Annotated in this window: 15 protein-coding genes and 1 tRNA gene; 13 read left to right on the forward strand and 3 right to left on the reverse strand. The window is 73.8% G+C overall.

What is annotated here, in order from left to right; translation table 11 throughout:
• The first annotated feature begins 90 nt into the window (after positions 1-90).
• The 5 genes from ACWEK3_RS13885 (at position 91) to ACWEK3_RS13905 (ending at position 3,905) form a co-directional block, all read left to right on the forward strand.
• On the forward strand, positions 91-330 hold the full coding sequence (locus ACWEK3_RS13885; RefSeq protein WP_453249739.1) for a ferredoxin: 240 nt from the start codon (positions 91-93) through the stop codon (positions 328-330).
• Positions 320-1,714 carry an NAD(P)/FAD-dependent oxidoreductase gene (locus ACWEK3_RS13890; protein WP_453249740.1) on the forward strand — a complete coding sequence of 465 codons (1,395 nt, stop codon included), beginning with the start codon at positions 320-322 and terminating at the stop codon, positions 1,712-1,714. The genes ACWEK3_RS13885 and ACWEK3_RS13890 overlap by 11 nt, the downstream gene beginning before the upstream one ends.
• A 49-nt stretch (positions 1,715-1,763) precedes the next feature.
• Entirely contained in the window at positions 1,764-3,002 is a 1,239-nt protein-coding gene (locus ACWEK3_RS13895; RefSeq protein WP_453249741.1) for a cytochrome P450, read from the forward strand.
• Between the two features lie 157 nt (positions 3,003-3,159).
• Complete coding sequence (locus tag ACWEK3_RS13900; RefSeq protein WP_388726085.1) at positions 3,160-3,447, forward strand: hypothetical protein; 288 nt, start codon at positions 3,160-3,162, stop codon at positions 3,445-3,447.
• Positions 3,429-3,905, forward strand: coding sequence for a hypothetical protein (locus ACWEK3_RS13905; protein ID WP_450537820.1), 477 nt, complete (start codon positions 3,429-3,431; stop codon positions 3,903-3,905). The genes ACWEK3_RS13900 and ACWEK3_RS13905 overlap by 19 nt, the downstream gene beginning before the upstream one ends.
• A 23-nt stretch (positions 3,906-3,928) precedes the next feature.
• Here ACWEK3_RS13905 and ACWEK3_RS13910 read toward each other — a convergent pair whose 3' ends face one another.
• Positions 3,929-4,939 (reverse strand): aminoglycoside phosphotransferase family protein, encoded by a 1,011-nt coding sequence (locus ACWEK3_RS13910; protein ID WP_450537819.1) that lies wholly within the window; start codon positions 4,937-4,939, stop codon positions 3,929-3,931.
• 253 nt (positions 4,940-5,192) lie between these two features.
• Here ACWEK3_RS13910 and ACWEK3_RS13915 point away from each other — a divergent pair, with 253 nt between their 5' ends.
• The 7 genes from ACWEK3_RS13915 (at position 5,193) to fdh (ending at position 16,987) form a co-directional block, all read left to right on the forward strand.
• Positions 5,193-6,356: a carboxylate-amine ligase gene (locus ACWEK3_RS13915; protein WP_450537818.1), complete on the forward strand. Its 1,164-nt coding sequence runs from the start codon at positions 5,193-5,195 to the stop codon at positions 6,354-6,356.
• An 81-nt stretch (positions 6,357-6,437) separates the two neighbouring features.
• Positions 6,438-6,584: a hypothetical protein gene (locus ACWEK3_RS13920; RefSeq protein ID WP_453249742.1), complete on the forward strand. Its 147-nt coding sequence runs from the start codon at positions 6,438-6,440 to the stop codon at positions 6,582-6,584.
• Positions 6,584-8,368 (forward strand): N-acetylglutaminylglutamine amidotransferase, encoded by a 1,785-nt coding sequence (locus tag ACWEK3_RS13925; RefSeq protein ID WP_453249743.1) that lies wholly within the window; start codon positions 6,584-6,586, stop codon positions 8,366-8,368. The genes ACWEK3_RS13920 and ACWEK3_RS13925 overlap by 1 nt, the downstream gene beginning before the upstream one ends.
• Before the next feature lie 752 nt (positions 8,369-9,120).
• The gene (locus tag ACWEK3_RS13930; protein WP_453249771.1) at positions 9,121-11,274 is read left to right on the forward strand and encodes a S9 family peptidase; all 2,154 of its coding nucleotides are present in this window, start codon (positions 9,121-9,123) and stop codon (positions 11,272-11,274) included.
• Between the two features lie 156 nt (positions 11,275-11,430).
• On the forward strand, positions 11,431-12,477 hold the full coding sequence (locus ACWEK3_RS13935) for a 4Fe-4S dicluster domain-containing protein (protein ID WP_453249744.1): 1,047 nt from the start codon (positions 11,431-11,433) through the stop codon (positions 12,475-12,477).
• Entirely contained in the window at positions 12,474-13,499 is a 1,026-nt protein-coding gene (nrfD, locus tag ACWEK3_RS13940) for an NrfD/PsrC family molybdoenzyme membrane anchor subunit (protein ID WP_453249745.1), read from the forward strand. Before ACWEK3_RS13935 ends, nrfD begins: the two co-directional genes overlap by 4 nt.
• A 227-nt stretch (positions 13,500-13,726) precedes the next feature.
• Positions 13,727-16,987 carry a formate dehydrogenase gene (gene fdh, locus ACWEK3_RS13945; protein ID WP_453249746.1) on the forward strand — a complete coding sequence of 1,087 codons (3,261 nt, stop codon included), beginning with the start codon at positions 13,727-13,729 and terminating at the stop codon, positions 16,985-16,987.
• Between the two features lie 19 nt (positions 16,988-17,006).
• On the opposite strand, the gene selD is transcribed toward fdh, so the two are convergent.
• Positions 17,007-18,029 (reverse strand): selenide, water dikinase SelD, encoded by a 1,023-nt coding sequence (gene selD / locus ACWEK3_RS13950; RefSeq protein ID WP_453249747.1) that lies wholly within the window; start codon positions 18,027-18,029, stop codon positions 17,007-17,009.
• 143 nt (positions 18,030-18,172) lie between these two features.
• Here selD and ACWEK3_RS13955 point away from each other — a divergent pair.
• Positions 18,173-18,265 (forward strand) — tRNA-Sec (locus ACWEK3_RS13955).
• Between the two features lie 861 nt (positions 18,266-19,126).
• Here ACWEK3_RS13955 and ACWEK3_RS13960 read toward each other — a convergent pair.
• Positions 19,127-20,917 carry a SelB domain-containing protein gene (locus ACWEK3_RS13960; protein WP_453249748.1) on the reverse strand — a complete coding sequence of 597 codons (1,791 nt, stop codon included), beginning with the start codon at positions 20,915-20,917 and terminating at the stop codon, positions 19,127-19,129.
• Between the last annotated feature and the right edge of the window lie 3 nt (positions 20,918-20,920).

A 20,920-nucleotide genomic window follows, 5' to 3' on the forward strand; every position in this document is an offset into this window, starting at 1 on the left:
CTTCGATCCTGACGTGGGATGACCGCCGTCCGAGGGTGCCCGCCGAGCGGGTGGTTCCCGAGGACCTGGCCGCCGGAAGGGCGGGTCGCCATGAGGCTTGTCGTCGACCTCAACAAGTGCCAGGGGTACGCGCAGTGCGCGTTCCTCGCGTCGGGCGTGTTCACCATGCACGGCGAGGAGTCGCTGGTCTACAACCCGCGGCCCGGCACGGAGCACCGGGAGAGGGTCGCGCGCGCCGTCGCGGCGTGCCCGGTGCAGGCGATCACGGCAGAGGGGCTGGACGACGAGGAGCCCGTCGGGGCCGGGCGGGAGGCCTCCGATGCCCACTGAGGCGTTCCACGAGTGGCTCAGGCACGAGGGCCGGATCGTGATCGTGGGCGCCTCGCTGGCGGGCCTCAGAGCCGCCGAGACGCTGCGCGCCGAAGGATTCGCCGGACCGCTCACCATGATCGGTGACGAGCCCTACGAACCGTACGACCGCCCCCCGCTGTCCAAGGCGGTGCTGCTCGGCATGGCGTCCCCGGACCACACCGAGCTGCCCCGGCGCCGGGACATCGACGCGACCTGGCGGCTCGGGGTCGCGGCGGCCGGCCTGGACATGGCGGCCAAGCGGGTGCGGCTGGCCGACGGCGAGGATGTGCCCTACGACCGGCTGCTGATCGCGACCGGTGTGCACGCCCGGCCCTGGCCGAAGGAGGACGAGGCCCAGCTGGACGGGGTGTTCGTGCTGCGCACCCGGGACGACGCGGTCCGTCTGCACCGTCGGATGAAGCGCCCGCCGCGCCGGGTGCTGGTCATCGGGGCCGGCTTCACCGGTTCGGAGATCGCCTCGGCGTGCCGGGACCAGGGCATCGCGGTGACGGTCGCGGAGCGGGCCGGCGCTCCCCTGGTGGGCGCGCTCGGCGGGGTGATCGGCGCGGTGGCCGCGGAGCTGCACCGCGAGAACGGGGTGGACCTGCGCACCGGGGTCATGGTAACCGGTCTGGAGGGGGACGCGACGGGCCGGGTGCGGGCCGCGCACCTGTCCGACAGCAGTGTCGTCGAGACGGACGTGGTGGTGGTCTCGCTGGGCGCGACCCGCAACACCGACTGGCTGGTGGGCTCGGGGCTGGGCGCCGGCCCGCGCGGCATCGCCTGCGACGCGGGCTGCCGGGCCTTCGACTTCCGGGGCATCGTCACCGACGACATCTACGTCGCCGGCGACGTCGCCCGCTCCCCGCATCCGCTGTTCGGCTACCAGTTCCTGTCCCTGGAGCACTGGGGCAACGCCGTCGCCCAGGCCGAGGTGGCCGCGCACAACATGATCAGCGCCAGCGCCGACCGGCGCCCGCACATGTGGGTGCCCGCCTTCTGGTCCTCGCAGTTCGGCGTGAACATCAAGTCGGTCGGCGTACCGTCCATGGGCGAGGAGGTCATGATCACCCAGGGATCGCTGACCGAGCGGCGGTTCGTCGGGGTGTACGGCTACCAGGGCCGCGTGATCGCCGCCGTGAGCTTCGACAACACGCGGTGGCTGGAGTTCTACCAGCGGCTGATCGAGACGGGCGCGCCGTTCCCGGTGGAGTTCACGACGGTGGACCGCCGGCCCGAGGGCCGCAAGCCGGTGCCGGCCGACTTCCCCGACCCCTCGCTGCCGACGCACGGCCCGACCGTGACCCTCAGCGGTTACTCCCCGGCCGACCGGCAACTGGTCTTCACGCCGGCCCGCCACTGAACCGGCGCCCCGCCTCCCACCCCGGACCTCCGCGCCCCAAGGACCCGACATGACGCACGCCTCGCTCCTGCACCGGATCACCGACTACGCCAACCGCGCCGACCCGTATCCGCTCTACGAGGAGCTGCGCAAGACACCGGTGCTGCACGAGGAGGAGGACGGCCCCTACGTCGTGAGCTCGTACTACGACATCCTCGGGCTGCTCCACGACCCGAGGGTCAGCTCGGACGCCACCAACCTCACCGCCGCCGGCGCGGACGAGCTGTCGGGACCGGAGGCCACGGGGCTGCCGCCGAGCTTCATCAGGCTCGACCCGCCCGAGCACGACCGGCTGCGACGGATCGCCAACAGCTCCTTCGGCCCGCCGCACCGGCCCGACCGGATCGACTCCATGACCGGGGAACTCACCGGGATCATCACCGAGCTGATCGACGGCTTCGGCGACGCCCGGCAGATCGACGTCGTCGACCAGTTCGCCTACCCCTTCCCGGTGACGGTGATCTGCCGGCTGCTCGGAGTGCCGCGCGAGGACGAGCCGCGCTTCCGCGCCTGGGTGGACCCGATCGTCGCCGCCCTGGACCCGGAGACCCGGCAACGCACCGACGACGACTTCCAGCACGCCGCGCAGGAGGCCCGGATGCAGCTGGGCATGTACCTGGCCGGTCTGGTCGAGCAGCGCACCAAGGAGCCCCGCGACGACCTGCTGTCCGACCTGGCGGCCAGTCATGGCGCGGACGGGACCATGTCAATGATGGAGGTGCTCAGCACGGCGGTGCTGCTGCTGATCGCGGGCCACGAGACGACGGTCAACCTCATCGCCAACGGCATGCTCACCCTGCTGCGCCACCCGGAGTACCTGCACCGGCTGCGCGAGGATCCGGGACTGTCCGTCAGGATCGTGGAGGAGCTGCTGCGTTACGAGCCCCCCGTGCAGCTGGTGCCGCAGCGCACCTGTGTCGCCGACATCGAGTTGCGCGGGGTCACGATTCCCAGGGGTGCGCGGATCTGGCTGATGCTCGCCGCGGGCAACCGGGACCCGGAGCGGTTCCGGGATCCGGACCGGTTCGACCCCGACCGCGAGGACATCGAGCACCTCGGCTTCGGCAGCGGCATCCACATCTGCTTCGGCGCGCCGCTGGCCCGGCGGGAAGCGCAGATCGCACTGGCCGAGCTGACCCGCCGCCTGGACAACCCCCGCCTGGTGGAGGACCCGCCGCCCTACCGGCAGAACGCGGTGCTGCGCGGCCCGCGCCATCTGAACATCGCCATCGACTCGGTGCGCTCGTAGAGCCACCACGCCACGGCCGGCCCCGGGGTCAACCCCAAATCCAGCGCCCATTACGTCCTGTGCGGGCCCAAGCACGGGAAAAGAGTCTGGACAGATCTCAAAAATGGGACAAAATGGTGTGCATCCCCCCACCACCGCTTCGAGGAGCCGCCACCGTATGGCGTACGGAGCCCACCACAGCGCCAACCCCGCCCCTCCTCCCCACCCCGATCTGGGCCTGGCCCGCGACTGCGAGCAGTGCCTGGGCTGGGGAACCGTCGTCACCACCGACGGTCACCACGAACTGTGCGCCACCTGCCAGCAGGACGCGGACGACAACGACCCGCCACTCGACACGAACACGGCATCACCCCGCACAAGTGGTACGTCGCCCGACTCGGCCGTAGCGTCGTTAGGAAACCAGGACGTCGTCGGCCGGGAGCGGACATGGGCAGACACACAATGAGGACAGCGGTCGCGCTCTGCGCCGCGGGGCTGCTCACAGCAGGTGTGGGTACGGCCTCCGCCGCACCGGCGGCCTCCGACGGGAACGCGCGCTCGGCGCACGCCGTGCAGCGGACGGACGGGCGGCCGGTGCTGGTCGACTGCCTGTGGAAGCCGCGGCAGCGACCCGGCGCGTTCATTCTCGCCTGCGGCGACGGAAACAGCGTCCTGTCCGCGTTGCGGTGGTCGCAGTGGAACGACCGGTCCGCGACGGCCAGGGGCTACAACCTCGTCAACGACTGCAAGCCCTACTGCGCGGCCGGAAGGTTCCACGAGTACCCGGTGATCGTGCGGCTGGACAGCCCGGCACCCTGGAAGAAGCGCCCGGAGGTACAGCACTTCACCCGGCTGAGCCTGGAATTCCTCGCGGGGCGGCCGGAGGGCTACCCGCAGGTGCAGACCTACCCCCTCTGGGACTGATCCGTCCGCCCCGCGGGCGTGGTTCACAACGGCGGCTCGTTGAAGAGCTCCAGCAGCCAGCTCGCACTCTCCGCGCTGCCCGGAGTGTCGGCGCCGCCGCCGGACACCGACGGGAAGACACGGCCCCAGGAACAGGCCCGGGCCAGCGCGGCGAGCCGCCAGGCCAGGGTCACCGCGCGGGTGAGTTCCGCTCGGGTGCGGCCCGCGCCGGTCCACGGCTCCAGATAGGCGTCCCGCAGCCGGGGCAGTACCTCCGGACCGTGCCGGTTCCGGGCCGAGCGGGCGGGCACGAGCAGGCTGCAGAACGGGTGGGAGACCACGGCGTCGCCCCAGTCGAAGAAGGTGAACCGGCCCGGTTCCGGGTGGAAGAGCTGGCCCTCGTGCAGGTCCGCGTGGTCGAGGGAGTCCGGGACGCCGACGGCCGCCAGTTCCTCGCACCATGCGACAAGGCGCGGCCGGAGGCCGTCGAGCCTGCGCCGGTCGTCCGGCCGCAGCGCGGAACTCTCCGCGAGGACCCGGTCGAAGAGGTCGGGCAGGGCGCGGGTGCGGGCGCCGGGCACGCCCAGCAGTTCGATCCGCCCCGCATGGGGGACGAGGGTGTGCTGAAGGCCGGCGTACCGGCGCAGCAGGTCCTCCCAGACACGCGGACCGGCCCGCCCGTCGTCGAGGGCGGTGCGCAGCAGCTCTCCGCCGTCGGGCAGCAGTGTCCAGGCCCGGCCCGGGTCCACGGCGAGCGGCTCCAGCACGTACCGCGGTGCCCAGCGCGCCAGCGCCGCGGTGAGCGGTCCTTCGAAGGCACTGTCCGGCGGATTGGCCTTGAACCACACGGCGTCGCGCCCCTCGACCGGCACACGGACCAGGACGGACCACGGCCGCAGCCGCACTCTCAACTCCCCCGCCGCGCGCAGTCCCCGCTCGGCGAGCCGGCCGTCCACCCACTCCAGGGCGGCGCCCCGCCAGGCCGCTTCCTCCCACGGTGTCACCGCGTCCTGGTACCCGCCCCGGTCCACGGTCCTCGACGTCTGGTCTCGCATCAGGTCATCCCAGCATCGCGCCCGCCGGTCCGCCACGGATTTTCCTTCTGCGGGCCCGGCCCCACCTCCCCGGCGCCGCCCCGAACGGGGGCGCGGGGCACGCGGTCGGCCGAGGGCCGTGCGACATCGGAGGCGGCCCGGAGGCTTGTGAAGGTCCCGGCCTGGGCACTCGGGGGTCCCGGAGCCGCAGTGGTCCCCCGTGGGACCCGGACGCGACGGCCGGATGATCACCCAGGCAAGGGGAGAACGTGACGTGACGCTGCGCATCGGGGCAGAGGAAGAGTTCCACGTGCTGGACGTGGAGAGCGGCCGGCTGGTGCCACGCGCCCGTGCCGTACTGGACCGGCTACGCAGGCCTGGATTCACCACCGAGCTCCAGCAGTCCGTGGTCGAGGCCAACAGCGCGGTGCACGACACCCTCGACGCCCTCCTCGCGGACCTGGCCCGTTCACGGCGGCTGCTGGACACGGCTGCCTCCTCGCTCGGCCTCGTCACGGTGGCCGCCGGCACCGTGCCACTGGCCCGCGTGAGTTCCGGCAACGTCACCGCCGGACGCCGCTTCCGGCACATGGCCGACGAGTACCGCAGGGTCGCCGACGAACAGCTCATCTGCAGCGCGCAGGTGCACGTCGACATACCGGACCGGGACACCGCCGTACGCGCCATGTGCCTGGTCGCGCCGTGGCTGCCGCCACTGCTCGCGCTGTCGGCCAGTTCGCCGTTCTGGCTCGGCGCGGACACCGGCTACGCGAGTTGGCGGACAATGCTGTGGCAGCGCTGGCCCACCGCCGGGCCACCCGGCTGCTACGCCGACGCCGCAGCGTACGACGCGGCGCTGGAGGAGCTGATCCGCTCGGGCGTCATCGGCGACGCCGGCATGATCTACCACGACGTACGACCCTCCGCGCACCAGCGCACGCTGGAGCTGCGGATCTGCGACGCCTGTCCGCGCGTGGAGACGGTCGTGCTGGTCGCGGGGCTCTTCCGGGCGCTGGTCCGGGACGCGTGCGACCGGCTGGCCCGCGGGGACGGCGGCCGGTGCGACGGCCACCACGAGTGGCTGCGGGCCGCCACCTGGCGAGCCGCCCGCTCGGGCCTGGAGGGCGCGCTGGTCGACCCGGTCACCCGGCGCGCGGCCCCCGCCCCCGAGGTGCTGCGCGGTATGGCGGCCCGGCTCCGGCCCGCGCTGGAGGCGTCCGGCGACTGGGAGGCCGTGCACGAACTGCTCACCCGGGCTCTGGCCGGCGGCAGTGCCGCGCACCGGCTGCGGCGGGTGGCCGGGGACGAGGACCTGCTCGCCAGCATCGACCTGTTGGTCGCCGAGACCCGCGGCGCCGCAGGCCCGCGCCCGGTTGCGCCGGCCCGCCCCGTCCGTGCCCCCCGTCCCAGCCCGATCGCCGGAGGTGCCGGAGCCTGAGGGACCGTCCCCATTCCCGGCCCGACCCGCGTGCCGCCATCATCGGCGGTGCCCGACGACCGTCCCAGGAGAGTGGTCGCCATGTCCTCCGTCCCCCTCCCCGCCCCCGCAGCCACCGCCGACCACCCGGCCGTCCCGGCCTCCGTCCGGGTCCCGCACGCGTCCGTCCCCGGCGGCAGACCCCCCGCGGCCGCCGAGATGGAGGCCGCGGAAGGGAGGACCGTCTGATGTGCGGGCTCAGCGGCGAGATCCGGTTCGACGGCCGGCAGCCGGATCTGGCCGCGGTGGAACGCATGACCGACCGGCTCGCGCCCCGCGGGCCCGACGGCCGCGGGCTGTGGTCGCAGGGGCCCGTAGCCCTGGGGCACCGGCGGCTGAAGATCATCGACCTGACGGACAGCGGCGCGCAGCCGATGGCCGACCCCCGGGCACGGGTCGTCGGCGTGTTCAACGGGTGCGTCTACAACTACCGCGAGCTGCGCCGCGAACTGGCCTCGCGGGGCCATCAGTTCTTCTCGGAGTCCGACACCGAGGTGGTCCTCAAGGCGTACCTGGAGTGGGGCGCGTCCTGCGTCGACCACTTCCTCGGCATGTTCGCCTTCGTGATCGTCGAGCAGGACAGCGGGCGGGTGGTCCTGGCCCGCGACCGGCTGGGCATCAAGCCGCTGTACCTCGCGGAGTCGCCCGGACGGCTCCGGTTCGCCTCCTCGCTGCCCGCGCTGCTGGCGGCGGGCGGGATGGACACCTCCATCGACCCCGTCGCGCTGCACCAGTACCTCAGCTGGCACGCGACCGTGCCCGCGCCCCGCACCGTCCTGAGCGGCGTGCGCAAGCTGCCGCCCGCCACCATCCGGATCGTCGAGCCGGACGGCACGTACCGCGACCACCGCTACTGGCAACCTGCCTACACGCGCCGCCCCGAGTACGCCGGTCTGAGTGCGCAGGACTGGACGGACGCGGTCCTGGAGGCGCTGCGCACGGCCGTCCGGCGCCGGATGGTCGCCGATGTACCGGTGGGTGTGCTGCTGTCGGGCGGCCTGGACTCCAGCCTCATCGTGGCGCTGCTGGCCGACGAGGGGCAGTGCGACCTGGCCACGTTCAGCGTCGGCTTCGAGTCCGAAGGGGGCGAGGAGGGCGACGAGTTCCACTACTCCGACCTGGTGGCACGGGGCTTCGGCACCGACCACCATCAGCTGATGGTCCCCTCCGACCGGGTCTCGCGGGCCCTGGAGGGTGCCGTCCTGGCCATGAGCGAGCCCATGACCAGCCACGACGTGGTCGCCTTCCACCTGCTGTCCGAGCAGGTGGCCAAGGAGGTCAAGGTCGTGCAGAGCGGTCAGGGGGCCGACGAGGTCTTCGCCGGCTACCACTGGTATCCGGCGATGGCCCGCGTGCCCCGGCACCGGGCGGCCGCCGCGTACGCCGAGACGTACTTCGACCGGCCGCACACCGATCTCGCGCGCATGCTGGACCCCTCGGTGCTGCCCGGCCACGACGTCTGCGGCGACTTCGTGCGGGAGCACATGGCCGTGCCGGGCGCCGAGACCGCGCTGGACGCGGATCTGCGCCTGGACACCCACGTGATGATGGTCGACGACCCGGTCAAGCGGGTCGACAACATGACCATGGACTGGGGGCTTGAGGCCCGCGTGCCGTTCCTCGACCACGAACTGGTCGAGCTGGCCGCCGCCTGCCCGCCCGGGCTCAAGCTCGCGGACGGCGGGAAGGGCATCCTGAAGGCGGCGGGCCGCAAGGTCCTGCCGCGGGAGGTCGTCGACCGGCCCAAGGGCTACTTCCCCGTCCCGGCGATCAAGCACATGGCCGCACCGGTGCTGCTACGCGTCCGCGAGGCCCTCTACGCCCCCGAGGCGCGGGCCCGCGGGCTGTTCCGCCAAAGTTACGTCGACGAGCTGCTCGCCGCGCCCGACGTCCACCGCACCAAGCGCGGGGCGAACGCGCTGTGGCAGGTTGCATTGCTGGAGATATGGCTGCAGACCCACGGAATCCGCTGACCGGCCCACCCTCGCCACCGCTCCCGGCCGGGGACGCGGGGGGTACGCGGGCTGCCCCGCCGAGTGACGCGCGGGGGTGTCCACCTCCCGAACGAACCGGGCCGGACCGCTCCGGAACCGACCCGGCTGGAGGCCGCGCGAGCCCCGAGCGGGGTGATCGGACCGGAAGCGGGGCAGGCCCGGAGCGGGAAGACCCGACCGGAAGCGAGGCGGGTCCCCCGCCGGCCGACCGGGCCGGGATCACCACTGACCGCGACCAGCCCCGCCAGACGGACCACACGCCCGACCCCGAGCACGAACACCGAGCCGGCAACGCGCCGGACGACCCTCCACCGACCGCCCAGAATCGGAGCGAGACCGGCCTGGAACCCTCGCGGGCAGAGCGGGCCGGCGCGAGCGAGGCGGACTTCCCGTGGAGCGATCGGGCGGGGGAGGCAGCGGACCCCGCATGGAGCCGCCAGGCCGTGACGGCAGCGGACGGGGGGCAAGCCGTCCGGGCAGCGGGCGCGGCGAACCAGCCGCGTACGAAACCGGCGGGGCACGGAAGGGACCGGCCCCGCACCGCCGGGGAGGGAAACACGGCGGAGCACGACGCGGATCCCGTCCGCACCCCCTCGGCAGGACAGGCGGGGAGCCGGCCGTACTCGGTGGGGGGCGTCACGGACCGGCCGCACCCGTCGGAGGGCGGCGTGGCCGAGCAGTGGCCGGCAAGGCCGTCGGACACGGGCCTTGAGCGCGCGGTTCCCGGCCGCGTGGGGAGCGGCGCGGCGCAGGCCGCCCCCGAGGTCGTACCGGTGCCGGACACCGCCCTGCCGCTCGACGCCGTGCCGAGGGTGCTCGTCTCGCACGGATGCTGGTACCCCTCGGCCGACCCCGGGGGGCGGTATGTCGCGTTCATCTGCGACCGGGGCGGGGTGCCCCAGTTGTGGGCGGGGCCGGTCGACGGCGACGACGTACATCTGCTGGACACCGAGCTGGATCCGGTCACCGAGGTCGCCTGGTCGCCCGACGGACGGTGGATCGCGTACACCACCGCACCCGGCGGCAGCGAGCACACCCGCGTGCTGTGCGTACGCCCCGACGGCACGGGGCGGCGGGTCCTGGCGGGCGGCGAGCCGGGGAGTTCGGCATACCTCGGCTGCTGGACGCACGACGGTTCGGCGCTCGCCGTGACGGTCGCCGAGGCCCCCGCGCACCTTCCCCCGGCCGGTGCGGAGGCCGGCGCCGGACGCGTCGGGCTGAGCGGAGTGCTCGGTCCCGGCGCGGGGGCCGCCTCCCCGGTCTCGCTCGCCTCCGACGCCGCCGCGACGGTCCACCCGGAAGGCTGGACCGTGCGGGACGGCCGCGCCACCCTCCTGGGCACACCGTCCCGCCCCACGCCGCCGACGACCCGCGTCACCGGCGTCCCCACCGCCGCGGACCCCGGTACGGCCTCGGCGGAACCCACGCCCAGGACCCTGTCGGCGTACCTGGTCGACCCCGACGGTTCGGCCGCTCCCGTACTGCTGGCGAGCGAACGGGAGGCCGCCACCCTGCGCGTGTGCGACATCAGCCGGGACGGGCGGCTGGCGCTGGTGCGCCGGGGACCGCGGGCACGCCGGGAGGCCCTGGTGGTGCGCACCCGGGACCTGCGCGTGACCTGCGCCGTGCCGGTCGCCGACGGCGACCCGTGGATCGGCACGTTCGCGCCGGACGGCCGCACGCTGTGGCTGCGCAGCGACCACGACCGTGAGCACGCCGCCCTGTACGCGGTCGCACTCGACCGGCGGGGGCGGCGGCTCAGGCTGACGGTGGCAGCCCAACGCGACGGAAGCGGGCTGGAGTTGCTGGCCGTGGACCGTGACGGCCGCGGCGCCGTGCTGTCCTGGAACGTGCGCGGGGTCAGCGAGCTGGAGGTGGCCCCGCTGGTCCCGGTGCCCGGGGAGGCCCTCGGTCCGTCCCGCTCCGTGCGGCTCCCGCACGAGGTCGTCACCCGGGTGGCCGTCACCGCGGACCCGGACGCACCCGTCGTGGCGCTGTCGGGATCGCTGCGCCGGCCCGGTGTGTGGTGGCTCCCCCAGGGCGCCCTGCTGCGCACCCCGTGGTCCTCGCGCGACGAGGACGTCGTCGCCCCCGGAGTCCACCGTCCGGTACGGCCGGTGCCGGTGCGCCCCGTCGCCCGGGACGGACTGGGCCTCGGCGGCTGGTACTACCGTGCGCCGGGCCGCTCGCCGAGGGAGCCCGCCCCCTGCGTCCTGCATCTGCACGGCGGCCCGGAGGAGCAGGAACGCCCGGTGTTCGACCCGCTCTACCACGAGTTGCTGGGCCGGGGCCTGGACGTCTTCGCCCCCGATGTGCGCGGCTCCTCCGGCTACGGCCGTTCCTTCGTCGACGCGGACCTGGGCCGGGGCAGGTTCGCCGCGATCGACGACGTCGCCGACTGCGCGGCGCACGTCCTCCTGGAGGGCCTGGCCGACCCGCTCCGGCTGGCCGTGATGGGCCACTCCTACGGCGGCTATCTGGCGATGGCGTCCCTCGTGTGGCATCCGGAGCTGTTCCGCACCGGTGTCCCGGTGTGCGGGATGTCGGACCTCACGACGTTCTTCGCGGGCACCGAGCCGTGGCTGGCGCAGTCGGCCGCGCACAAGTACGGGCATCCGGAACACGACCGTGAGCTGCTGCACGCGCTGTCGCCGATGAGCCGCGTCGACGCGCTGCGCGTGCCGGTGCTGGCCGTGCACGGCGAGCACGACACCAACGTGCCGCCGGGCGAGTCCGAGCAGTTCGTGCGGGCTGCCCGGGAGCGCGGCGTGGAGGCGGAACTCCTCGTCCTGCGCGACGAGGGTCACGACTTCCGGCGCGCGGACAACCGCCGTGCCTTCCGCAGGGCCACGGCCGACTGGATCCAGCGTCACCTGACCGGCTGACACACGGGCGTTCCTCTTCCGGACCCTCCGGCACGTCCCGTGCCCTCGGGCGCGCGGTTTCGGGCGCGCGCCCTCCGGGCACCCGTGCCAGGCTTGAGAGCGGCTGTGAACGGTGCGGTCGGGACGCGGCGGAAGGGCGAGCGAGGAGGTCCGGACATGACCGAAGCCGGTACGGCGGCGACCGGTTCGGGCGGAACCGCCCGCTGGGAGAACCAGTGGTACGGGCCGCAGCCGAACGTGGCCCAGGCAGCCGGATACACCGACGCCCCGCCCCGGATGGGCTTCTTCACCGACACCTCCGTGTGCATCGGCTGCAAGGCCTGCGAGGTGGCGTGCAAGGAGTGGAACTCGGTGCCGGAGGACGGCCTCGAGCTGACCGGCATGTCGTACGACAACACCCAGGGGCTCGGCGCCGACACCTGGCGGCACGTGGCCTTCATCGAGCAGCGCAAGCCGCTGGGCGGTCAGGAGCCGGGGGTGGACCACGGTTTCGACGCGTTCGAGGCCGCCCGGCAGCTCGGCTCCCCTCCCTCCCCACCCTCCCCCGGTCCGGGGGCCGCCGTCCCCCCGCCGGAGTCGTCCCCCGCGGGCGCGCCGGCCGGCTCGATCTCCCCCGTGTCGCCCGACGGGCGGACCGAACTGCGCTGGCTGATGTCCTCCGACGTGTGCAAGCACTGCACCCATGCGGCCTGCCTCGACGTCTGTCCCACCGGCGCACTGTTCCGCACCGAGTTCGGCACCGTCGTGGTCCAGCAGGACGTGTGCAACGGCTGCGGCTACTGCGTGCCCGCCTGCCCGTACGGGGTCATCGACCAGCGCAAGGAAGACGGCCGGGTCTGGAAGTGCACCCTGTGCTACGACCGGCTCGGCGTCGGCATGGAACCGGCCTGCGCCAAGTCGTGCCCCACCGAGTCCATCCAGTTCGGCCCGCTGGACGAACTGCGCGAACGGGCGGCCGCCCGGGTGGCGCGGCTCCACGCGGCCGGCGTCACCGACGCCCGGCTGTACGGCGAGAGCCCGGACGACGGGGTCGGCGGCGACGGCGCGTTCTTCCTGCTGCTCGACGAGCCCGAGGTGTACGGCCTGCCGCCCGACCCGGTGGTCACCACCCGGGATCTGCCCGCGATGTGGAAGCACGCGGCGGCCGCCGCCGTGTCGCTCACCGCGCTGGCCGTCGCCACTTTCGTCAGGAGGCCCCGATGACCGGACCGGACGCCCCTCGTGACGGCGTCGAGGGGGCGCGGCCCGGCCGGGACGCCCCGATCGGCGCCGTAGCCGGGCGCGGACGGCACCGGCGTCGCCGCGGACGCGGCGAGCAGTCGATGGTGCCCGAGGCCCAGTTCTCCTCCTACTACGGCCGGCCGGTCCTGAAGAGGCCGACCTGGAAGTCCGTCGACATCGCCGGCTACCTCTACCTCGGCGGCCTCGCCGGGGCATCGTCGCTGCTGGCGGCCGGGGCGCAGGCCACGGGGCGGCCCGCGCTGGCCCGGACGGCCAAGCTGGGCGCGGCGGGCGCGATCTCCGGGTCGCTGGTCGCGCTCGTGCACGACCTCGGCCGGCCCGCCCGCTTCGTCAACATGCTGCGCGTCTTCAAGCCCACCTCGCCCATGAGCGTGGGTTCCTGGCTGCTGGCCGGGTACGCGCCGCTGACGGTGGCCGCGGCGGCCACCGACGTCGCGGGCCGCTACCGCGCCGTGGCCGCCGCCGCCACCGCGGGCGCCGCCGTCCTCGGCCCGGCGGTCGCCACCTACACCGCCGTACTGATCTCGGACACGGCGGTGCCCTCGTGGCACGAGGGCTACCGGGAGATGCCCTTCGTGTTCGCCGGTTCCGGCGCCACTGCGGCCGCCGGGCTGGCGCTGGCCTGTGTGCCGGCGGCGCAGGCGGGACCGGCCCGCCGTATGGCGCTGCTCGGCGCCGCACTGGAGATGGTCGGATTCCGGCTGATGAAGAGCCGGATGGGCCTGGCGGCCGAGCCATTCGAGCGGGGCACGGCGAACCGGCTGCTGCGGGCGGCGGAGTCGCTCACGGCGGGCGGCGCGGCGCTGGCGGCGGTCACGGGGCGGCTGCGTGGCCGGGGTCCGACCGTGGCGGCCGGGGTGGCCCTGCTGGCCGGCTCCGCCGCGCTCAGGTTCGGCGTGTTCCACGCCGGGGTGGCCTCCGCGGAGGAACCCAGGTACACCCTCGTACCGCAGAGGGAGCGACTGCGGGCCCGAGCCGGATGACTGGACGGGCCCCGAACCGGATGACTGGACGGAAGGAGACCAGGCCCATGCCCCACCGTCGGCGGGATCGGGGATGCCGTCCCCGCCCAGCTGCGCGAGGATGTGTCGCAGGAGCACTCGCGACACCGTGCCGCGCCGGCTGAGGCGCCCGCGGCGAACGCGCGGCGGACAGGACCGCGCGGACGACCGGAGGACACCGAGCAGCAGTACCGAAAGGGCTCCATCTCATGGGTGTACGCACATGGATCGACTCCTGGCCGGTCTACCGTCAGCTCAAGGGCACCGATCCCCTGGGCCGCGGGGCCGCCGCCAAGAGCGGGCCCAGCGCGCGGCTCACCCCCCGGGTCGCCTCCGCGGACCGGGTGGTGAAGTCGATCTGCCCGTACTGCGCGGTGGGCTGCGGCCAGAACGTCTACGTCCAGGACGAGCGGGTCACGCAGATCGAGGGCGACCCGGACTCCCCCATCTCCCGCGGCCGGCTGTGTCCCAAGGGCGCGGCCAGTCTTCAGCTGACCACCGGCGGCGCGCGTGAGCACCACGTGCTGTACCGGCGCCCGTACGGCACCCGGTGGGAGCGGCTCGACCTCGACACGGCGATGGACATGATCGCCGACCGGGTGATCGAGGCCCGCCGCGCCGGCTGGGAGTGGGAGGTCGACGGCATCCGCACCCGGCGCACGATGGGCATCGCGAGCCTGGGCGGGGCGACGCTGGACAACGAGGAGAACTATCTGATCAAGAAGCTCTTCACGGCGCTGGGCGCGATCCAGATCGAGAACCAGGCGCGTATTTGACACTCCTCCACCGTTCCCGGTCTGGGAACCTCGTTCGGCCGCGGCGGCGCGACCACCTTCCAGCAGGACCTCCAGAACTCCGACTGCATCGTCATCCAGGGCTCGAACATGGCCGAGTGCCATCCGGTCGGGTTCCAGTGGGTGATGGAGGCCAAGGCCCGTGGCGCCAAGCTGGTCCACGTCGACCCGCGGTTCACCCGGACCAGCGCGCTGGCCGACGTGCACGTGCCGCTGCGCGCGGGCTCGGACATCGCCTTCCTCGGCGGGATCATCAACTACGTCCTGAGCAACGACAAGTACTTCCGCGAGTACGTCGTGGCCTACACCAACGGGCCCGTGGTGCTGCGGGAGGACTTCCAGGACGCCGAGGACCTCGACGGCGTGTTCTCCGGCCTCGACCCCGACGGCCGCAGGTACGACAACACCAGCTGGCAGTACGAGGGCATGGAGATGCAGGCGGCCTCCGGCCAGCGCGACCAGGACTACGAGAGGCGCGCCGGCCGCCGCAGTCTGGTGAGCGAGTCGGCGCGCGGCGAGGCCCACGGGGCGGGCGGCCCCGACATCGGCGAGGGCCGGCCCGAACGCGACGAGACGATGACCCACCCGCGGTGCGTGTTCCAGGTGCTCAAGCGGCACTACGCCCGCTACACCCCGGAGATGGTCGAGCGGATCTGCGGGGTGCCGCAGGACCTGTTCCGCGAGGTGTGCGAGCTCGTGACCGAGAACTCCGGGCGCGAGCGGACCACCGCGTTCGCCTACGCGGTGGGCTGGACCCAGCACACCGTGGGGGTGCAGTACATCCGCGCCGCCGCCGTGCTCCAGACCCTGCTCGGCAACATCGGGCGGCCGGGCGGCGGCATCATGGCGCTGCGCGGGCACGCCTCCATCCAGGGGTCGACGGACATCCCCACCCTGTTCGACCTGCTGCCCGGCTACATCCCGATGCCGCACGCGCACCACGACGACGATCTGGACTCCTTCGTCCGGGGCGAGGCGGCGACCAAGGGCTACTGGGGCAACATGCGCGCGTACCTGGTGAGCCTGCTCAAGGCGTACTGGGGTGACGCGGCGACGCCCGAGAACGACTTCTGCTTCGACTACCTGCCGCGGCTGACGGGCTCCCACTCCACCTACGAGACGGTGACGGCCCAGATGGAAGGCGTCTGCAAGGGCTACTTCCTGCTGGGCGAGAACCCCGCGGTGGGCTCCGCCAACGCCAAGATGCAGCGCCTGGGCATGGCCAACCTGGACTGGCTGGTCGTGCGCGACTTCTCGCTCATCGAGTCGGCCACCTGGTGGAAGGACGGCCCGGAGATCGAGACCGGGGAGCTGCGCACGCAGGACATCCGCACCGAGGTGTTCTTCCTGCCGGCCGCCGCGCACACCGAGAAGGACGGCAGCTTCACCAACACGCAGCGGCTGCTGCAGTGGCACCACCAGGCCGTCGAACCGCCCGGCGAGGCGCGCAGCGACCTGTGGTTCACCTTCCACCTCGGCCGGCTGGTCCGGCAGAAGCTCGCGGAGTCCACCGACCCCGTGGACCGGCCGGTCCTCGACCTGACCTGGGACTACCCCACCAGGGGCGCGCAGGCCGAGCCGGACGCGGAGAGCGTCCTCGCCGAGATCAACGGCCGCGACGCCACGGGCGACGCGCTGGCCTCCTACGAGCAGCTCGCACCGGACGGATCCACCACGTGCGGCTGCTGGATCTACTGCGGTGTGTACGCTGACGGCGTCAACCAGGCCGCCCGCCGCAAGCCGGGCCGGGAGCAGGACTGGGTCGCCAACCAGTGGGGCTGGGCCTGGCCCGCCAACCGCCGGGTCCTGTACAACCGGGCCTCGGCCGACCCCGACGGCAGGCCGTGGAGCGAGCGCAAGGCGCTGGTGTGGTGGGACGAGGACGAGGGGCAGTGGACCGGCCACGACATCGCCGACTTCGCCAAGGACAAGGCCCCGTCCTACCAGGCGCCGCCGGAGGCCACCGGCGGTCGGGCGCTGTCGGGCAGCGACCCGTTCGTGATGCAGTCCGACGGCAAGGCGTGGCTGTACGCGCCGGCCGGGCTCACCGACGGCCCGCTGCCCACCCACTACGAGCCGCAGGAGTCGCCGTTCCCGAACCTGCTGTACGGGCAGCAGCGCAATCCGGTGCGGTTCGTGACGCGGTCGCGCCCGGAGAACCGCTACGGGCCCAGCGCCGGTGAGCCGGGTTCGGAGGTGTTCCCGTTCGTGGCCACCACCTACCGGCTCACCGAGCACCACACGGCGGGCGGCATGTCGCGCTGGCTGCCGTATCTGGCGGAGCTGCAACCGGAGTTCTTCTGCGAGGTGTCGCCGGAACTGGCCGCCGTGCGCGGTCTGGAGCACACCGGCTGGGCGACGATCGTCAGTGCCCGGGCCGTCATCGAGGCACGGGTGCTGGTCACCGACCGGGTGCCGCCGCTGACCGTGCACGGCCGCACCCTGCATCAGGTGGGCCTGCCCTACCACTGGGGCCCGAACGGCTACAGCACCGGCGACGCGGCCAACGAACTGCTCCACCTCTCCCTCGACCCCAACGTCCACATCCAGGAGGCCAAGGCGTTCGGCGTCGACATCCGCCCGGGCCGCCGCCCCAGGGGCCCGGCCGCCGTGCAACTGGTCCGCTCCTACCAGGCGCGGGCCGGCATCGACGAGCACACCGGAACCGAGCCCTGACCGGTGGCCGGCGCGCAGCTCACCTCAGCACGACGGAGTGGGTCCCGCGCGGGACCAGTTCGCCGATCACCGGATGGCCGGGGATCTCCCCTGCGATGAGGAGACCGCCGGAGGTCTGGGCGTCGGCCAGCAGCAGGCGGGTGTCGGCGTCGGTGCCGCCGAAGTCGGTGAACGGCTCCACCCAGGCCAGGTTGCGCCGGGTGCCGCCGCTGACGTAGCCGTCGCGTACGGCCTCGCGGGCGCCGTCCAGGTAGGACACGGCCGCCGTGTCGATCACCGCGGTCACGTCCGAGGCGCGGGCGAGTTTGTGCAGGTGGCCCAGAAGGCCGAAGCCCGTCACGTCGGTGGCGCAGGAGGCCCCGGCGGCCAGGGCGGCGGCGCAGGCGTCCCGGTTGAGGGCCACCATGGTGGCCACGGCCTGCTCGAACCGCTCGCCGGTGGCCTTGTGGCGGTTGTTCAGCACGCCCAGGCCGAGCGGTTTGGTCAGGGTCAGGGGCAGTCCGGGCCGGCCGGCGTCGTTGCGCAGCAGCCGGGCGGGGTCGGCCAGGCCGGTGACGGCCATGCCGTACTTGGGTTCGGGGTCGTCGACGCTGTGCCCGCCGCCGACGTGGCAGCCGGCCTCGGCGGCGACCTCCAGCCCGCCGCGCAGCACCTCGCGGGCCAGCTCGAAGGGCAGCACGTCACGCGGCCAGGCCAGCAGGTTGACCGCCAGGACGGGGCGGCCGCCCATCGCGTAGACGTCCGACAGGGCGTTGGCCGCGGCGATGCGCCCCCAGTCGCAGGGGTCGTCGACGACGGGGGTGAAGAAGTCGGCGGTGGACACCACCGCCTGCGCGGCGCCGCCCCGATCGGGCAGCGCAACGACGGCCGCGTCGTCGCCGGTGGCCAGGCCGACCAGCAGCGGGGTGTCCCCGGCGGCCGGCGGCACCGTCGGCAGTCCGCCGAGCACGTCCTCCAGCTCGCCCGGCGGGATCTTGCAGGCGCAGCCGCCACCGTGGGCGAACTGGGTGAGCCGTACGGGGGTTTCATGGGTGGCGGTCACGCTGGGTCTCCTGGTCTCGGTGGTCTGGGAGGCTCCTGGTCCCGGTGTTCGGGCCGGCGCGCCGGTCACCGCCGTACGGCGGCCCCGGACACGCGTCGCGCCCGCGCCGTCCCCGCCGGCCTTCCGGTAGCGTGGCGGCCGGTGGAGGCGTGTGGGTGCCTGGTGGCCCTCCCGGTCTTCAAAACCGAGGTGTCCGAGGATCTCGGGCAGGCGGGTTCGATTCCCGTCCGCCTCCGTCTTCTACCTGCACAAACAAAATGCCCGGCCCATCGCGGGCGTAACGCGTCTGCTTGCACTCCCCCACCCTTCGCTCCTGGCGAGCATCCGGAAGCGGGAACGCAAGGACGCGCCTACCTCCGCCAGCCGCACGACGCGCACTCGTGGGAGCCGCCGGCATGGACCCCATCCACTGCGACGGCTACGGCGAACCGACTGGCGAGACGGGCCATCCCGAGTCGGCGCCCGACGGGCCCGCCCCGCCCGTCTGGGGCGTGAGCCGGCTGAGGCCATGCGCACACCGCATCCCATGCGACAGTCGACGAGGTCGGGCCGGCCGCGCAGGGCATCGCCTCCGGGCTGAAGATCGCCACCGCCCACGCGGTCACTGTGTTCGAAGGGCACGCCGCGCGCGACGCGTGGCCGGCCGGCCTGTCCGCCGAAACCGGGCCGACGGTGCTCGAGCGGAACGCTCCACCGACGACCGCGCGCACCAGGGCGGCGAGAAAACGGGGGGGAGCGACTTCAGTCCGAGCCGGGCAACGGCAACTCCCCACCGTCGTCCGGCTCCGCGGGTGCCGGACGCGGCCCCTCCTCGAACGGCTTCCGCCGCGGCGGTCTCTCCCCCTTCGCCACCCCAGCAGCAGCCCGAGCCAACTGCGCTCGCAGCTGATCGAACGCTGCCGGCCCTGACAGCTCCCGCAATCTGCGACTCCTGCTCATACCGGCCTAACGCCCTGGCGCGCCGCACGTAACCGCCCTACACCCGAACGGAGCACCGCATGAAGCAATCAAGGCATCAGGCCGGCCGCCCGCTTGGCCGGGGCCAAACCGAGTGCGACTGGGCGAGTCCAGCGTCATCCAGCGACACCGAAAGAGATCTATGTGTTCTCCATACCCGGGCGGCAGCGTCTGTGCTGGTTGTCCACGCGTTCCGTGTGTCCGTGGGCGTCGAGGAACTCCAGGAGCGGCACGGCGACTCTGCGGGTGGTGTCGAGGGCCTTGCGGGCCTCGCTGAGCGTGAAGGGCTGCGGCAGGCGGCGGAGCACCGCGGCGGCCTCGGCGTCGGCTCCCGGCAGCAGCACGATCCCGTCGCCGACCCTCAGCAGCGCGCCGGCGGAGACCGCCGCGGCCACGGCCTTGCGGTCGAGCCCGAGTGCGGTGAGGCGATCGGCCTCGGGGGCACGGAACGGTGCCGTCTCCAGGTCGCGCCGCACCGAGTCGACGGCCGCCCGGACCGGGGGCGGCAGGGTGGGACCGGCGCTGTCGGGCCGGTAGAGGCGGCCTTCGCGTCGCAGCAGGCGGGGCTCGCCCGGTGCCGCGGCGAGGGCGTCCACGAGCGCCCGGTCGGGCAGGTCCAGCAGGTGCCGGGCCGCCTCGGTCGGCAGCCCCGGCTCCATGGGGTGCAGGCGTGCGTGCTCCGCGACCTCGGCGGCCAGCCGCTCGCGCAGCCGGGCCCAGTGGGCCTCGTCCGCCAGCCAGTCCCCGGTGACCGGCCCGGTGGGCGGGGGGATGCCCATGGCCAGCAGCCGGGAGCGGCGGACGAGTCCGCGTCGCCGCAGCTCCGCCGCTGCGTCGGGGCGGTCCGTCATCGCGGCCAGTACGGCGGCCCTGGCCCGTCCGGCGCCCCGCCGGGTCAGGTCCGGCGGGCACACGTCGAGCACGGTCACACCGCAGGGTCGCCGCCCGCCGCCGGGTTCGCGCAGGACGGCCCGGTCCCCGACGCGCAGGGGCAGTGCGGGGCGCAGGGTCAGCCGGGCGGTGTCCTCGCCGAGGGGGCGGACGGTCACCGCGACGGCCGCCGTGCCGATGTGCAGGGCGACGCTCCGGGGCAGCTCGCCGACCGGCTCGCCGGTGACGCGGACGTCGATCCGGTCGGTGAACAGCCAGCGGTCCGGCGCCAGCAGCACCTTCCCCCGCCGCAGTCGCCCGGCGAGGGGGCCGTGCACGTTGACCGCGACCCGCGCCACCCCGCTGACGTCGCTCCGGTCCTGTTGCAGGCACTGGAGCCCGCGCACCCTCAGCGTGTGCGCGCCGACCCCGCTCACCAGCCGGTCACCGACGCGCAGGGTGCCCGCGCCGAGCGTGCCGGTCACGACGGTGCCGTGGCCCCGCACGGTGAAGGCACGGTCCAGCCACAGCCGTACGTCCGCGTCGGCGGGCGGCACGGGCAGTGCGCGGGCCATCCGGGCCAGTTCGGCGCGCAGTTCGTCCAGTCCGGCGCCGGTCACCGCGCTCACCGCGACGGACGGCACGGTCCCGAGCGAGGTCCGGGCCAGCCGCTTGACGGCCTCGGCGCGCACCGGCTCGGGGTCGGCCAGGTCGCTGCGGGTCACGGCGAGTACCGCGTGCTGCACACCGAGCGCGTCGAGGATCGCGAGGTGTTCCTCGGACTGCGGCTGCCATCCCTGGTCGGCGGCGACCACGAACAGCACGGCGGGCACCGGGCCGACTCCGGCCAGCATGGTGGCCACGAACCGCTCGTGGCCGGGTACGTCGACGAAGGCGAGGCGTTGGCCCTCGGCGTCCGGTGGCGTCCACACGAAGCCGAGGTCGAGGGTGAGTCCGCGGCGCCGCTCCTCCTCGTAGCGGTCGGGTTCCATCCCGGTCAGGGCCCGTACCAGGGCGGACTTGCCGTGGTCGACGTGCCCCGCGGTGGCCAGCACTCGCATGGC

The organism is Streptomyces sp. NPDC004721 (assembly GCF_053601495.1).